The organism is Postechiella marina, assembly GCF_039538365.1.
Lineage (GTDB): Bacteria > Bacteroidota > Bacteroidia > Flavobacteriales > Flavobacteriaceae > Postechiella > Postechiella marina.
In genome coordinates this window covers 96266-112917 of record NZ_BAABCA010000008.1, presented here as the reverse complement: position 1 = coordinate 112917, position 16652 = coordinate 96266, and the positions used below count along the sequence as shown (strand labels likewise).

The 16652-nt window shown below is 31.7% G+C and carries 17 protein-coding genes; 3 read left to right on the top strand and 14 right to left on the bottom strand.

Annotated features, from left to right (window positions below; translation table 11 throughout):
* The first annotated feature begins 60 nt into the window (after positions 1-60).
* Positions 61-1134, top strand: a complete 1074-nt coding sequence (locus ABD715_RS17045; protein ID WP_344789549.1) for a serine hydrolase domain-containing protein — start codon at positions 61-63, stop codon at positions 1132-1134.
* A 62-nt stretch (positions 1135-1196) separates the two neighbouring features.
* On the opposite strand, the gene ABD715_RS17040 is transcribed toward ABD715_RS17045, so the two are convergent.
* The 10 genes from ABD715_RS17040 to ABD715_RS16995 form a co-directional block, all read right to left on the bottom strand.
* Positions 1197-4436, bottom strand: a complete 3240-nt coding sequence (locus ABD715_RS17040) for a S41 family peptidase (protein WP_344789548.1) — start codon at positions 4434-4436, stop codon at positions 1197-1199.
* Between the two features lie 284 nt (positions 4437-4720).
* Positions 4721-5695 carry a signal recognition particle-docking protein FtsY gene (gene ftsY, locus ABD715_RS17035; RefSeq protein WP_344789547.1) on the bottom strand — a complete coding sequence of 325 codons (975 nt, stop codon included), beginning with the start codon at positions 5693-5695 and terminating at the stop codon, positions 4721-4723.
* Between the two features lie 242 nt (positions 5696-5937).
* Positions 5938-6090 carry a DUF4295 domain-containing protein gene (locus ABD715_RS17030; protein ID WP_344789546.1) on the bottom strand — a complete coding sequence of 51 codons (153 nt, stop codon included), beginning with the start codon at positions 6088-6090 and terminating at the stop codon, positions 5938-5940.
* A gap of 46 nt (positions 6091-6136) precedes the next feature.
* The gene (gene rpmG, locus ABD715_RS17025; RefSeq protein ID WP_344789545.1) at positions 6137-6319 is read right to left on the bottom strand and encodes a 50S ribosomal protein L33; all 183 of its coding nucleotides are present in this window, start codon (positions 6317-6319) and stop codon (positions 6137-6139) included.
* Between the two features lie 26 nt (positions 6320-6345).
* A complete protein-coding gene (gene rpmB, locus ABD715_RS17020; RefSeq protein ID WP_344789544.1) occupies positions 6346-6582 on the bottom strand; it encodes a 50S ribosomal protein L28 in 237 nt (78 codons plus the stop codon).
* 79 nt (positions 6583-6661) lie between these two features.
* Positions 6662-7912, bottom strand: coding sequence for a competence/damage-inducible protein A (locus ABD715_RS17015; RefSeq protein ID WP_344789543.1), 1251 nt, complete (start codon positions 7910-7912; stop codon positions 6662-6664).
* 3 nt (positions 7913-7915) lie between these two features.
* Positions 7916-8257 carry an Hpt domain-containing protein gene (locus ABD715_RS17010; RefSeq protein ID WP_344789542.1) on the bottom strand — a complete coding sequence of 114 codons (342 nt, stop codon included), beginning with the start codon at positions 8255-8257 and terminating at the stop codon, positions 7916-7918.
* Between the two features lies 1 nt (position 8258).
* Positions 8259-8870 (bottom strand): fumarylacetoacetate hydrolase family protein, encoded by a 612-nt coding sequence (locus tag ABD715_RS17005; protein ID WP_344789541.1) that lies wholly within the window; start codon positions 8868-8870, stop codon positions 8259-8261.
* 183 nt (positions 8871-9053) lie between these two features.
* On the bottom strand, positions 9054-9830 hold the full coding sequence (locus ABD715_RS17000) for an exonuclease domain-containing protein (protein WP_344789540.1): 777 nt from the start codon (positions 9828-9830) through the stop codon (positions 9054-9056).
* An 8-nt stretch (positions 9831-9838) separates the two neighbouring features.
* Entirely contained in the window at positions 9839-10603 is a 765-nt protein-coding gene (locus ABD715_RS16995; protein ID WP_344789539.1) for a hypothetical protein, read from the bottom strand.
* Between the two features lie 71 nt (positions 10604-10674).
* Between ABD715_RS16995 and ABD715_RS16990 the strand changes: the two genes are divergently transcribed.
* Entirely contained in the window at positions 10675-11325 is a 651-nt protein-coding gene (locus ABD715_RS16990) for a glutaredoxin family protein (protein ID WP_344789538.1), read from the top strand.
* Between the two features lie 3 nt (positions 11326-11328).
* Here ABD715_RS16990 and ABD715_RS16985 read toward each other — a convergent pair whose 3' ends face one another.
* The 3 genes from ABD715_RS16985 to recR form a co-directional block, all read right to left on the bottom strand.
* On the bottom strand, positions 11329-12660 hold the full coding sequence (locus tag ABD715_RS16985; protein ID WP_344789537.1) for a dihydrolipoamide acetyltransferase family protein: 1332 nt from the start codon (positions 12658-12660) through the stop codon (positions 11329-11331).
* 89 nt (positions 12661-12749) lie between these two features.
* Complete coding sequence (locus ABD715_RS16980; protein WP_344789536.1) at positions 12750-13850, bottom strand: glycosyltransferase family 2 protein; 1101 nt, start codon at positions 13848-13850, stop codon at positions 12750-12752.
* Positions 13851-13857: 7 nt separating this feature from the next.
* Positions 13858-14475: a recombination mediator RecR gene (gene recR, locus ABD715_RS16975; protein WP_344789535.1), complete on the bottom strand. Its 618-nt coding sequence runs from the start codon at positions 14473-14475 to the stop codon at positions 13858-13860.
* 127 nt (positions 14476-14602) lie between these two features.
* Between recR and ABD715_RS16970 the strand changes: the two genes are divergently transcribed.
* Positions 14603-16051, top strand: a complete 1449-nt coding sequence (locus tag ABD715_RS16970; protein WP_344789534.1) for a sodium:solute symporter — start codon at positions 14603-14605, stop codon at positions 16049-16051.
* Here ABD715_RS16970 and ABD715_RS16965 read toward each other — a convergent pair.
* Complete coding sequence (locus tag ABD715_RS16965) at positions 16022-16321, bottom strand: CoA-binding protein (RefSeq protein ID WP_344789634.1); 300 nt, start codon at positions 16319-16321, stop codon at positions 16022-16024. The genes ABD715_RS16970 and ABD715_RS16965 overlap by 30 nt on opposite strands.
* Between the last annotated feature and the right edge of the window lie 331 nt (positions 16322-16652).

Below are 16652 nucleotides of genomic sequence, written 5' to 3'. Positions count from 1 at the left end.
AACTGCTACTTTATTAAACCTTTTATATATTTAAACGTCTTAAAATGAAAACCTACTGCTATGAAAAAGGCCTTTTACTTTGTTTTTTTAACTATTTCTGTATTATGTTGTTCTTCTAATAACAGCGATGTTACAACCCCAGGAACAGACAACACAGCTATTTATTTTCCTCCAATAAACTCTAACACTTGGAAAACAGAATCTCTAGCTAACTTAGGGTGGAATACCAATAAACTACAGCCATTATTAAATTATTTAGAAACCAAAAACACAAAAAGTTTTGTGGTGCTTTATAATGGTAAAATGGTAATTGAAAATTACATGAATAACCATGATGCCAACTCAATTTGGTATTGGGCTAGTGCAGGAAAAACACTTACAACAACACTTACTGGAATTGCTCAAGAACAAAATTTATTACATATTAACGATAAGGTGTCTAATTATTTAGGAAACGGATGGACAAATAGTGCTTTAGAAAAAGAAAACTTAATCACTTGTAAACATTTATTATCTATGAGCTCTGGGTTAGATGATGCTTTAGGCAATGATGTTTCTGCAAACAACCTTAAATATAAAGCAGACGCAGGAACACGCTGGGCTTACCATAATGTTTATAAAAAAATGCAAGACGTAATTGTTGAAGCAAGTAATACTACTTGGACAAATTATTTTAATAGTAAATTAAAAAATAAAATTGGCATGACTGGTGCTTGGGTACCAGCAGGCCACTTTAATATATATTGGAGCAATACAAGAAGCATGGCACGTTTTGCCCTTATGATTTATGCTAATGGAAAATGGGAAAACAATCAAATTGTTTCAGAAAATTTTATAAATGAAGCTACAAACACCTCGCAAAATATTAATCAAGCTTATGGTTATTTATGGTGGCTTAACGGAAAATCTAGTTACCACTTACCTAACTCGCAATTACAATTTGATGGTAAATTAATACCCAATGCTCCAAACGACTTATTTGCTGCTTTGGGTAAAAATGATCAAAAAATATATATTGTTCCCAGCAAAAAACTAGTTATTATACGAATGGGAAATGCTGCTGATACCGATAATTTTGCTTTATCTAGTTTTGATAATGAGTTGTGGGGAAAGATTAATGATTTGATTGAATAATTTTAAAACTTATACTAAATGAATTTAAAACTCATTTAGTATAGGTTTCATTATAAATTTTACTACTTAATATCTAATAGTAATTCTTTAACTGCTCGCTCTAATTGTAGGTCTTTACCACTTAAAAAGTCGTTATATGGTAAAGGCACTTCAATGTCTGGATTTACTTGTAGGTTCTCGGTTGGTCTGCCTTCTGCTCCAATAGTAGCTATCATTGGTATTCCAAAAACAATGCTAGGATCTATTTGACGCTCCCACCATACAGCTGTTCCTGTGCCTGGAACTGGCATACCTACTAATTTACCTAAACCGTTTTGCTTATATATGTATGGAAATATGTAGGCATCACTATAATTCCCTTCACTCATAAGTACAATACTTGGCTTTGTCCAACGTGTTAAAGATTCTCCGCCCTTTAATATATTACCTTGCGGAGCTAATTTTAAATAAGTGTTACCACTAAGAAAAGTGTTTAAATCGTCATGAAGCCAACCGCCTCCATTAAATCTAGTATCGACTACAAGCGCTTTCTTCTCTCTATTTTCTCCCATAGCTTTATCATACACTTCTCTAAAACTACCATCATTCATTCCTTTAACGTGTATGTAACCCAATTTGCCTTGACTTAAAGCATTTACCTTATCCTCCATCATTTTAACCCAACGCTTATACATAAACGCAGAGTGCTGCCTATTAGATATAGGTTTTACGATTTCACTTAATTCTTCATTTCCTTTTTTTACTGTTAAAAGTGTATTTTTACCTATAATATTATTTAAATATTTATTCCAATTCTCGTTTGGCTCTATGGTTTGATTATTAATTTTTAAGATAATATCTCCCGATGTTATTTTACTATCTGCATTGTCTAATGGCCCGCCAGAAAGTATTTCGCTTATTTTAACACCTCTACCTTTATAAGTTTCATCAAATAAAACCCCTAAAGAAGCTGTTATATCTCCATTTTTTATACGATGTGTATACCTACCTCCTGTATGCGAAGCATTAAGTTCTCCTAAAATTTCACTCAACAATTCTTGAAAATCATAATTATTATTAATAAATGGCAAAAATTTAGCATACTCATCATGATACATTTTCCAATCTATACCATGTATGTTTGGGTCGTAAAACTTCTTTTTTACTTGACGCCATGCATGCTCAAAAATATAGCTACGCTCTTCTAAAGCATTTAGCAGCATGTCTCCATCAATTCCTACTGCGGTAATTTTTCCACTATTTGCATCAACCGTTACTAATTTTCCTTTATTACTTAAAAACAATGTTTTGTCATCATCACTTATTTGTATGCTGCTGGGTGCTCCTCCAAGTTTTGCTAAAATTTTAGTGCTTTTAGTTCTTGGTTCTGTTACCCATAAATCATATCCTTTTTCAAATTGAGATAAATAATACAATTTACTTGCATCTTTATTTAAAACATAGCCACTTATGTTCGAGCTATTTATAGTAAGTTTTATTTTTCTGTAGTCAAGATTTTTTAAATTTATATTTAAATCTTCTACATTTTTATCATCCTTCTTATCGCCTTTTTTCTTTTCTTCTTTACTATCATCTTCTTGCTCTTCATCTTTTTTAGCTTTCTCTTCTTCTTTAAAAAGAGCATAGTCCTCTTTACTTAATTTGTAGGTATCGTAAGCTTTCTTATCAAAAAATGCAGCATAAATATCACTCTCGCTACTTCCGTTTATTGCCAACGATTTTTCGCCATCTCTAGAACTTCTATAAACCATCATTTTCCCTTTCATAGCCCAAGATGCACCACTTTCTCCAAAACCGCTATTTATAGGATAAATAAAATCTCCTTTTCCATCGGCCTTTAATAATGCTGTATTATGAGTAAATGCGTAACCTTTTTGATCTGACACAAATAACCATTTACTATCTGGACTCCACTCAAAATCCCAATCGCCATCGGCATATGAGTAGTTATGCCCTTCAGGAAGTATTGTTACTTCTTTTTTAGAGTCTAAGTTTAAAACTTGTAAAATATTTCTATCTTTTATATAAGCTACTTTTTTACCATCTGGGGAAAACTTAGGTTGGTACTCTTCTGCCAAAGTTGCTTTTAAAGGTTCTATTTCTATAATAGTACTAGCAAAAAAATAGGTTTCCTCTGGGCGAGATAAGCTTGCTTTATAAATATTCCAGCTACCATCGTGCTCTCCAGAAAATAATAAAGTTTTACCGTCTGGCGACCAATTTACCATACGCTCTTGTTCTGGCGTATTAGTAATGCGTTTTGTTCTAGAATCTTTAACACCAGTTACAAAAACTTCGCCTCTATTTACAAACGCTATTTCTTTTCCGTTCGGACTAACTTTAAATTCACTAACATCACTGATATCTATATTTTTAATGGTTTGATATGCAGAATCGTCTTGAACTTTTATAGCTATTTTTTTAGGTTGCTCACCTTCTATTACGGTATAAATATCTCCTTTCCATGTAAAGGCCATTTTATTATTTTGAGCAATACTTAAATGCCTAACTGGAAAATCTTTAAAATCTGTTATTTGAATATCTTCTTTTGAATTTAGATCCCTTTTATAAAGGTTTTGAGTACCACTCTTTTCATTTAAATAAAATACAGATGTTCCGTTATTATTAAAAACAGGCTCTCTATTTTCGCCTTCAAAATCAGAAACTTGTGTATACGTGTTATTTATAACATCAAAAACCCAAATATCGCGAGTTACAGATGACACATGATGCTTTCTTAAATGATCTTCGTACCCTTTTCTATCTTGAAATATAATTTTATTACCATTATTGTTGTAATGAGCATTTTCTGCTCCAGCTGCTGTTACCAAAATAGGTTTACCGCCTTGAGCTGGTATGGTGTATAAATTTTTAAATAAACGTGGAGAAGGAAAACGAACACTTTTAGCTGTAGCATCTCTTCCACTTCCAAATAGTACCAATTTACTATCTACTGTAAAATCATACGGATAATCGTTAGCACTATTAAAAGTTAGTCTTTTTGACATTCCGCCTTTAGCAGGAATTATGTAAACATCAAAATTACCATAGCGATCACTTGCAAATGCTATTGTTTTTCCATCTTTACTCCACACAGGATATCCGTCGTAAGCATCTCCTGTTGTTATAGCCATAGCTACACCTCCATCTATACTAACCGTGTATAAATTACCATGATAGCTAAAAACTATGTTTGTACCATCTGGAGATATGCTAGGATACCGCAACCAACGCGCTTCATCTTGTGCATAAATATTTAAACTACTAATACATAATAAAATTAGAATAAAGACTCTTTTCATTTTAATTATTTTTAAGAATATTCACAAAAATAGAATTATCAATAAAAATAATTTAAATTTTAAGTATTTTTTATGATAAAAATTCATAATTAAAACAAGAAGAGTCTTAGAATTAATTCTAAGACTCTTCTTGTTTCCAATCAAAAACTATAAATACTACTATCTATAACATTTAAATAAAATTATTGTTTTTCAAGGCTTCATGTTAACACATGTTTTTAAATAGTAAAACATAAGCCTTTCGATAGAATAACTTGAAAATATATTATTTTTAAGGATGTTTTTTATTTAAAAAACGAATCTACAAACTCGTGTTTATTAAAAACTTGTAAATCTTCTATGCCTTCGCCAACGCCTATATATTTTACAGGTATTTGAAATTGATCGGATATACCAATTACCACACCTCCTTTTGCGGTTCCGTCTAGTTTTGTTACAGCCAAAGAGGTTACCTCTGTTGCTGCTGTAAATTGCTTAGCTTGCTCGAATGCATTTTGCCCTGTAGAACCATCTAAAACCAACAATACATCGTGTGGAGCATCGCTAACAACTTTTTGCATAACGCGCTTTACTTTTGTAAGCTCGTTCATTAAATTTATTTTATTATGCAAACGCCCAGCAGTATCTATTATAATAACATCTGCTTCTTGATTTACTCCAGATTGTAAAGCATCAAAAGCTACAGATGCTGGATCGCTACCCATTTCTTGACGAATCATTGGCACATCAACACGATCTGCCCAAACTTGAAGCTGGTCTATGGCTGCTGCTCTAAAAGTATCGGCAGCACCAAGTACAACTTTTAAGCCTTGCCTTTTAAATTGATATGCTAACTTACCAATTGTTGTTGTTTTACCTACGCCATTTACACCAACAACCATTAATACATATGGTGTTTTTGTTCCATCTGCTTGTTTTGCTAAGGTAGGTATTACATAATCTGTTTCTTCTCCAGAATTTGTTTCGCTTAGCAAACCTGCAATTTCTTCTCGAAGTATTTTATTTAACTCTTCTGTTCCTAAATATTTATCTTTAGACACACGCTCTTCAATACGTTCTATAACTTTTAAGGTTGTATTTACACCTACATCACTAGATACTAATACTTCTTCTAAGTTATCTAATACCTCATCGTCTACTTTAGACTTTCCTGCTACTGCTTTACTTAATTTCCCGAAAAAACTAGTTTTTGTCTTTTCTAATCCTTTATCTAATGTTTCCTTTTTTTCTGACGAAAATATTTTTTTAAAAAAACTCATTTACCAATTGGTTGTTAGTTAGTATATACTTGGTCTATAGAATACTATTCTTTTTTGTGCGTTATGGGTTGTAATGTAAAGCCCAATACTTGTTATAACGCGCAAACTACTATAGTCAAAAGCCTTACCGTTTTTGTTAAACTGCTATTATGGCAGATTTTAACATAACTATTCAAATATAAAAATAAAAAAGCAGCTCTCTGTGTAGAAAGCTGCTTTAAAATATTTTATAGTAGTAATTCTTATTTCTTGTTTAAGAAATCGTTTACTTTTTCTGGTGCCATAATTGATTCAACAAACATGTAAGCTCCTGTTTTTGGAGACTTTACCATTTTTATTGCTTTTGACAACCTTTTAGATCCTGTTTGTAATGATGCTACTGATTTCTTTGCCATGACTTATGCGTTATTTGACATTTTTACTTAAAGTAAAAATCTCTAATTATTTAATTTCTTTATGAACTGTCATACGCTTAAGGATAGGATTAAACTTCTTAATCTCCATTCTATCTGGCGTATTCTTCTTGTTTTTAGTTGTAATGTATCTAGATGTTCCAGCAACACCTGTTGCTTTATGCTCTGTACATTCTAAAATTACTTGTATTCTATTACCTTTCTTTGCCATTTCTCTTACTTATTAAATGGGGTCTATTACTTTAAAAACCCTTTAGACTTCGCTTCTTTAATTGCTGCAGAAACACCTATCTTATTAATCGTTTTTAAAGCAGCTGCAGATACTTTTAATGTCACCCAGTTGTCTTCTTCTGGAATATAAAAACGTTTCTTTAATAAATTTGCATTAAATTTGCGTTTAGTTCTGTTTAATGCATGAGACACGTTGTTTCCAACCATTGCCTTCTTTCCTGTAAGTTCACAAACTCTTGACATTATATATATACTTTTAATTTTTTGTTTAAAAACGAGGTGCAAATATACTAAATGTTTCAGTTATAGCAACCTAAATTTATCAATTTTTTAAAATTTCTTTTTGCAACATTTCTAAAGCCATACTAATCGCTTTATTAACAACCCTTTCGCGAGGTTGTGGAAATATAAACTTTTCTGAAAAAACTCCTGATTTAGAAGCAATTGCCACAAAAACCGTTCCTACTTCGGCGTCTGCATCGCCTTTAGTTGGCCCTGCATTACCAGTTGTTGCTACTGCATAATCTGTTTTAAACAACTGCCTAGCTTGCTGCGCCATAGCCTCTGCTACTTGCGCACTTACTACTGAATATTTATCTATTATAGATTTAGAAACCCCTAAAACATCAATTTTTGTTTGGGTTGCATAGCTAACCATGCCTCCTTTAAAGTAAGCCGATGCTCCAGAGTTTGCTGTAAATCGGCCTGCTAGCTTGCCTCCTGTACAACTTTCTACAACTGCTAAAGTTTGTTCTTGCTCTGTTAATTTTTCGCCTATAAAGGCTTCTAGAGATTTCTCGTCTTCCTCAAAACCAACAAATTCGTTTACAACTAGAGGCAATACAGCGTCTATTTGTTTTTGCACATCGTCTATTATTTGTTTTGCATTAAAACCTTTGGACGATAAGCGAAGTCTCATTTTACCAATACTAGGCAGGTAAGCCAATTTTATATGTTTAGGCAAGTTATCTTCCCAGTCTTGTATTCTATCTGCCAAGGTACTTTCGCCTAAACCGTAAATTAATAATGTTCTATGTAGTATAAATGGAGCATCGTATTTATCTTTTAACTTAGGAACCACTTCTGTGGTTATTAAATTTCGCATTTCGAATGGTACTCCTGGTAGCGCAATAAATGTTTTGTCGTTTTTTTCTAACCACATACCAGGCGCAGTGCCTAGCGTATTCATTAAAACCTTTGCTTTAGAAGGCACAAAAGCTTGATCTTTATTTACCTGCAATAAAGTTTGGCGCACATAGCGTTTCCAAAGCGTTTCTATATTTTTTAAAACGTCTGGGTTTCTTACTAAGGTATCGTTAAAGTATTCTGCAATGGTTTTTTTTGTAATATCGTCTTTAGTAGGTCCTAAACCTCCTGTTATTAAAATAATATCTACTCTACTTTCGGCTTCTTTAAACGCTTGTAAAATATGCTCTTTATCGTCTTGAATAGATGTAATTTGATATACAGAAACCCCAATTTTATTAAGCTCTTTTGCTATAAAGGCCGAATTAGTATCTACAACCTGCCCTATTAAAAGTTCGTCTCCAATTGTTATTATTTCTGCAAGCATCCATTATAAATTAAAATCAGACTTTATTTCTGCCACAGCATTATCTACAGCAGTAATAACAGTATTTAACTGAGAGGTAATATCTAAATCTGTTTTTTCAAACTTACCCCAATCTTGTACTTCTATTAAAATATCGAGTACACCAAGTTCAAACAAGTCTATGGTTGGTTTCATTTTATGAGCTGCTTGATAGGCATTATAATAATCGCCCTCTGCAACTGCTTTTTTTAATCTATCTGCATCTACAGGCACTTCTTCTAAAAAAGCTTCAGCTAAGGTAGCTATAAACTCCTCATCATTATCTGCTAATTCTCGTACTCTAAATAGTTTGTAGTGTTGTTCCATTTTATTTAACTGTTATCGAAAACATCTCTGTTTTCTCTATATATCCTTTAAGTTTATCATTGGCATATACTTTGCCAACTCCAGCTGGTGTTCCCGTAAAGATAATATCTCCAATCTTTAAAGTAAAATATTTTGACACATATTCTATTAATTCGTCTATTTTCCATAACATGTGGCTTGTAATTCCTTTTTGTACAATATTTTCATTCTTTTTTAAAGAAAACTCAATATTGTTTACATCTGCCACCTCTTTAATAGGCAACCACTTTCCAATTACTGCAGATCCGTCAAAAGCTTTTGCCTTTTCCCAGGGTAATCCCTTCGCTTTTAAGGAACTTTGTAAATCGCGAGCTGTAAAATCTATACCCAAACCTATTTCGCTATAATATTTATGGGCAAATTTTTTATCTATATGTTTACCCACACGATTTATTTTAACCAAAACCTCAACCTCATGATGCACATCATCAGAAAAATCTGGAATAAAAAATGGTTGTTTTTTTATCAATATAGCTGTGTCTGGTTTTAAAAACACCACAGGATCTGTTGGTCTTTCGTTTTCCAACTCCTCAATATGATCGGTATAATTTCTACCAATACAAATTAATTTCATATCTATAAGTTTTAATTTGTGCGTTACCTCAAGGGTCGGGCTTTCCGCTATATCTTTTTTGTTTTTAATAACAAAAAAGGATGTCGCATCAATCCCTAACGCATTATAGTTTGCAATGGCTAGTATTAAAACAAAAGTAAAAGCATACCCGCAAAACAACTAGCTAGTGCTTAAATCTTATGCCTATCCTAATTTATTATTTAAGCTTCGCAGTTTAATAGCTGTTAATACCTTTTTAGTATACAAAGGGAAATCTGCATTTAGCAACCATCCAAAATAACCAGGTTCTTTTTCTAAAACTTCGGTTACCAATTTACCTTTATGCTTACCAAAAGAAAAACACTCTAATCCGTTTTCATCAAAAGCAATAAAACCTGCAAAATCTGCAAACTTTTTTCTAGAACTAAAATCGGCTAAAAACTTGGTGTCGTTTTCAATCTCGTCGTACTTATCTATTTGTGCTTTTAGTACTTCGTAAGTAGCCTTAGTATCGGCTGCAGCACTATGCGCACCTTCTAAATTTTTATCGCAATAAAATTTATAAGCAGCAACCAAGGTACGTTGTTCCATTTTATGAAATATGGTTTGTACATCTACCGCCAACCTACTCTTCATATCAAAATCAATATCTGCCCGCAGCATTTCTTCTGCTAACAACGGAATATCAAAACGGTTAGAATTAAAACCACCCAAGTCTGAGTCCTTTATTAAATTATAAATTTCTTTAGCAAGCGCTTTAAATGTTGGCTTATCAGCAACATCTTCGTTGCTTATGCCATGAATTTCTACAACCTCTGCTGGTATAACCATTTCTGGGTTAACCAACCAAGTTTTACTTTCTTCCTTTCCGTCAGGAAAAACTTTAAGTATTGATATTTCTACAATTCTGTCTTTAGTAATACTAACACCTGTAGTTTCTAGATCGAAAAAACAGATAGGCTTGCTTAAATTAAGTTGCATATGTATTTTTAATATTTTAATTTTTCTTTTAGAAATGCATTTCTATTCATGGTCCATGCATCATCATCAAATAAACTTTTAAACGAAATCTCATCAAAACCATATCTAATATAAAACTCTCCACTTGGCTTAATAATTAAATGTGCAAAATTTCGATCTTCGTATTTAAAAAGCTTCTTTATTAATTTACCATAATCTTTATAAAAGTTAACATCTTCTATCTCTGAACTTACACCGCTATTATACCCGTAAAACACTAAAGGCACTACTTTTTTAAACTTTTTGTGCTTTTTATACCAAGATTTATAACTTTTAACATAGGTTTTATAGCTTGGTGTAAAGCAACGATAACCTTTTGATTTTATACTTTTTAAATGAAACACATTAGTAGAAGAGCTGTGCGACTCTAAAACATGACCAAGGCTATCTTTAATAACCATTAGATTTTTATCTGGCAGTTCGTCTTTACTTCTTAAAGTATCTACATAGCGAATAGATAGAGTTTTAGTTGTATCTATATTATATCTAGAAAAAAATAACTTACACAACTGCGACTTAGTTACTACATTTAATTTATCGTAATAATAATTTGGCACAATTTTTTCTACTACAAGAGTATCTGTAGTATATCTTACACCATGATAGAAATTTGTTTTTACTTTAGCATTATACACCATTTTATTAACTTGATGTCCTTCAACACTATAATACAAGGTATCTACTTGAGCATATATACTTGAAGAAAACAAGAAAAAGGCTATAACTTTTAACAAACTCACAAGGCTTTTAATAATTTATTTAAAACAAATATACTTCTTTAAATTTATTAATTTTACAATCGACTATGAATTCAAACTTTAAATATCGTTTTATTTTACTTACATTTTTTATGTTTTCTTTTTTATGTTTTTCTCAAAAAAAAACTCATAAAAATGTAACATTAATAGAAAAGCAAAATGGAAAAAGACTTGAGCTTTTTGCAAAAAATGAAGACTCTACAAGTTACGTTGTTTTTTTACGAGTAAGCACAGATAATTACAGGAGAACAAGCAATAGACCTGTTTTAACAACCGTGGCTCCTAATAGCGAAACACATTTACTTACTCTTATAAAACTGACTGGCAAACCTAACGAATACAAAAAGCAGTTTATAGTAAACGAAGTAAGCCAGAATTTAAGTTTTAGAAAGGATGACGACGATTTTCAAATAAATTTTGATAGTGCTTTAAAAACAACAAAAATTACCATATTCGAATCTAACAATTGTGAGTTTTGTAATGAAGCAAAAGCATTGTTTGATAAATATAAAATAGCTTACAACACAAAACATGTTAAAAAAAACAGCAGCGAACTTATAGCCTTGTTAAAAAAATCTGGCAAACCTTATAACAATACTGCGCTAGATGTTTTTGATATTCAAATAAAACAAGACATTTACCGCAATATTACCAATAAAGAAGTACTTTTTAATGTGTTAAAACAATATATGGAGTAAGCCTTATATTTCGCGGTCGCTATCCCAAGCTTCTAAATAATCTGTTACTGCTTTTACAAACATACCACCTAAAGCACCATTAACAACACGATGGTCGTAAGAGTGAGATAAAAACATTTTGTAGCGAATACCTATAAAATCGCCCTCTGGAGTTTCTATAACAGCAGGCACTTTTCTTATTGCACCTAAAGCTAAAATACCCACCTGTGGCTGGTTTATAATTGGTGTACCCATTATACTGCCAAAAGTACCTACATTAGTTACCGTGTATGTTCCGCCTTGAATATCGTCTGGTTTTAATTGATTTAAACGTGCTCTTTTAGCTAAATCGTTTACCTGCTTTGTCATACCAACCAAGTTAAGTTGATCTGCATTTTTTATAACAGGCACAATTAAGTTACCATCTGGTAAAGCAGCTGCCATACCAAGATTTATGTTTTTCTTTTTTATTATTTTATCACCTTGAAGCGAAATATTCATCATTGGGTAATCGCGTAAAGCCTTAGCTATAGCCTCCATAAATATTGGTGTAAATGTTAGGTTTTCGCCTTCGCGCTTCATAAACCCTTCTTTTACCTTCTTTCTCCAGTTCCAAATTTTAGTTACATCTGCTTCAATAAAACTTTGTACGTGTGCCGAATTTTGAATAGACTCTACCATATGATGAGAAATAAGTTTTCCCATTCTAGTCATTTCTATTATTTCATCTTCACCATTAGAAACCACAGGAGCAGATTCTGCTTTAGTTTTTTCTGTTTTTGCAACAGGTTTAACTGGCGCTGCAGCTACAGGTTTCACAGTAGCACTTTGCGCTCCAACTACTCTATTTTCTATATACGCTTTAATATCGTTTTTAGTAACACGACCTTCTTTTCCGGTACCAGTAATACCATCTAATTCGTCTTGAGAAATCCCCTCTTGTTTAGCTATATTTTTAACTAATGGCGAGTAAAAACGATCTTGGGTAGATACCACAGGAGTTATTGAATCTTTTACTATTTGAATAGTATCTGTTACTTGAGTTGCAACAGCCTTAACATTTGCTTCTTCTTTTACAACTATAGGTTCTGGGGTTGTTTTAACTTTAACATCAGATTCTGTTTCTATTATTGCTAAAACCTGGCCTACTTGTACTACATCATCTACATTAAATAAGCGTTCTACTAAAACACCCTCTACCTCACTAGGCACTTCGCTATCTACTTTATCTGTTGCTATTTCTAAAACAGCGTCATCTAAATCGATAGTATCTCCAACTTCTTTTAACCACGAAGTTATTGTTGCTTCTGCAACACTCTCTCCCATTTTTGGTAATGTAAGCTCAAATTTTGCCATATCTATAATGTAATCCTCTTATTTTTTAAATCTGATGCAAAATTAATAAAAAAACATTATTAATTCTGAATTATCCCTAATAAAAAAACCTATTCCCACTCAACAACCTCTCCTCTAGTGATAGAATTGTCGCTTCCAACAATAAAATTAGCTCCTTTTGGTAAAATTTTAAATGTAACTGAGTGTTTTTTTCTTAAACGTTCTACTATCTCAATGATACTTTTATAACTTAAATAATTAGCATCTAAAATAACCTCGTCATGCAAACTAACCTGATTAAACTCTAAATCTAAAATTGTTTTTTTTGTTAAAACTCGTTCTAATTGCTCATTTCTCTTATCTGAAACAAAAATATATTTAGCAACTTTTTTATGCCTTGCTTTAGGCGTACTTCTAAACACATAAACCATTTTTACGCCAAACCACACTAACAAATCGAAAACAATATTTTTCTTAAAGTGCTTTTTGTAAAAAATTTGCATTGCTCCATAAAAGCGTCTTGCATAGTTTTTATCTCGCAACGTACTTTCGCCTTTATAGTGTATTACGGTTGTATTAGCAAAATAAAAATTATTATAACCCGCTTTTAGTACTTTGTAAGATAAATCGATATCTTCTCCGTACATAAAATAATCTTCGTCAAAGCCCTGCATTTCTTTGTACACACTACTTTTTATAATCATAAAAGCACCTACTAGAACATCTACACTTCCTGTTTCGTCTTCTTGTAAATAATTTGCATAATAGTATTTAGAATTACCTACTAGCTTTAATAAAGCAGCCTTAACATATGGTATTTTACGTTTACTTTCTGGTAAAAAAGCACCAACACCATCTATAAGTTTACATCCAATAATTCCTAAATTATCTTTGGTTTCTGCAAATTGTAATAATTTTATAAAAGCATCTTCTGCAACTACTGTGTCTGGGTTTAATATGCACAAGTATTCTCCCTTTGCAACATTAAAACCTATATTATTTCCTTTAGAAAAACCAAAATTTGTTTTATTCTCAATAAGTTTTACATCTGGAAACTTACGTTTTACCATAGCACAACTGTCGTCTTCAGAATTATTATCGACAACAATTATTTCTGCATCAATATTAGAAATAGCTGCCTGCACACTGTTTAGACAAAGCTCTAAAAAGTAACGCACGTTATAATTTAAGATGATTATTGAAAGCTTCAAACTATAACTATAATTTTAACGCAGATTCAAAAGGAATTCTATTAACTATACTACGCCCTAAGGTAATCTCGTCTGCATATTCCAACTCGTCTCCAACAGAAATACCTCTTGCTATTGTAGAGGTTACAACATTATAATCTTGAATTTGCTTGTATATATAAAAATTAGTAGTATCTCCTTCCATGGTAGAACTTAACGCAAAAATAAGCTCTTTTATTACACCTTTTTTAACTTTTTCTACAAGAGAATCTATAGTTAAATCGTGAGGCCCAATACCATCCATTGGCGATATTTTTCCACCTAAAACATGATACAACCCTTTAAACGAGCTTGTACTCTCTATAGCCATAACATCTCTAATGTCTTCTACTACACAAATAATTTCTTCGTTTCTATTGGCACTCGAACATATTTCGCAAATTTCTACATCGCTTATATTATTACAAGACTTACAGAATTTTACATCGTTACGCATAGCATGCAAGCTTTCTGATAATGCCAAAGTTTGCTCTTTGGGTTGTCTTAGCATATGCAATACCAAACGCAAGGCAGTGCGCTTACCTATTCCTGGTAATTGCGACATTTCGTTAACCGCTCTTTCTAATAATTTAGAAGAAAATTCCATATTGCAAAATTACTGTTTCGCCTTGAATTTCGCTAATTTTACAAGACACTTTTAAATATCGATTTTAACCAATAAAGTTTAAAGTTATTCTTTGTACTTTCAAAACCTTAAATTTAACAACCTTTTTATGAGTGCAATACAAATTCTATTACTAATACTTGGCTATTTTGGGGTTTTAATTTTAATCTCTTATCTTACTGGTAAAGAAGACTCTAACGATGCTTTTTTTAAAGCCAATAAATCGGCTCCATGGTATCTTGTTGCTTTTGGCATGATTGGCGCCTCTTTATCTGGTGTTACTTTTATATCGGTTCCTGGAGCTGTAGAGACAAAACAATTTGGATACATGCAAGTTGTATTTGGGTATTTTTTTGGATACCTAGTTATCGCCTACGTACTATTACCTATATATTACCGTCTTAACTTAACCTCTATATACACCTATTTAAAAGACCGATTTGGTAAAACGAGTTACAAAACAGGCGCTATTGCATTTTTAATTTCTAGAACCGTTGGTGCTGCATTTAGACTATTTTTGGTTGCTAAAGTATTACAGCTTTTAATTTTTGACCAATACCAAATACCATTTACTGTAACCGTAATTATAACCATTGCCTTAATTTGGCTTTACACCTTTAAAGGCGGTATAAAAACCATAATATTTACCGACACCTTACAAACTTTATTCATGCTAATTTCTGTAATAGTAACTATTATCTTTTTAGCATCTGCTTTAAATTTACATAGCATTGCCGAGGTTTACACCAATGTAAAAGACAATGCCATGAGCAAAGTGTTTTTCTTTGACGATGTTAATAATGCCCAATATTTTATAAAAAGTTTTCTTGCAGGTATGTTTATTACCATTACCATGACCGGATTAGACCAAGATATGATGCAAAAAAACTTAACTTGTAAAAACCTTAAAGAAGCTCAAAAAAACATGATTTCTTTTAGTATAGTTTTAGTTTTTGTAAATATGCTTTTTTTAGCTTTAGGATTAATGCTTACACAGTACGCCAAACAACATGGTATTACTGCAACAAAAGACAATTTATTTCCTACTATTGCCATGTTACCCGAAATAGGCATAGTAACATCTGCTTTCTTTTTACTAGGCCTTATTGCTGCTGCTTACTCTAGTGCAGATTCTGCGTTAACCTCGCTTACAACATCGTTTTGTATAGATATTATAGAACTTGATAAAAAGCCTAAACCAAGCCAGAAAAAAGTTAGAAAACAAGTACATGTATTAACCAGTGTACTTTTGGTTATAGTTATTGTTTTATTTGATGCTATTTTTAAAGACGTTTCTGTTATTTGGGAATTATTTAAAGCTGCAGGCTATACTTACGGACCATTATTAGGCTTGTTTGCCTTTGGCATTTTTACAAAAAACCAATTAAAAGACAATTACGTTTGGATTATTGCCATTATAGCTCCAATTGTATCTTATTTATTAAATGCGTATTCTGTAGAGTTATTAAACGGTTACCAAATAGGGTTTGAAATTCTTATAATTAATGGCTTATTTACTTTTTTAGGTTTAATATTGATTCGTAGAAAGCAACACTAAAGTACAAGCCACCTCGAAGGCAATATTATTTTGTTTTAATAGTTTATAAAACTCTGGATTTTCTGTTCCAGGATTAAAAATTACACGCTCTGGCTTTAAAGCTATTATGTAATTATAGTAAGACTCTTGCCTTTTTGGATTTAAATATAATGTTACTGTATTTATATCTTTATAATTTACAAGCTCAACATCTATATTAACACCTGCAACACTCCCTTGTTTTAAGCCAAAAGCAACGGTTTCTATTTTATTAGCTACCAATTTATGAATAGCGTAATTAGAATACCTTGTATCTTTTAAAGAAGCGCCTAATACTAATGTTTTTTTTTCATTTTTATATTATTTCTAATCATTCTCCATTCTCGTTTATTCGTCTTAAAAAGTACTAATTATTTACAAGTCTAATAGCTAAAAGAAAAAATTATTGCGATTTTTATAAAAAATTAACAACAAATACAATAAGAACAAAATTTTTACGTTATATTTTAACAAACCTCGAATTTTGTAATTATTTGAGTTAGTCACTTTTCATAAAAAAAATTCGTAGATATTTAAATTTAGCTAATAAGTAAATTTAGATTTGTGTTAATTCGAATTGATA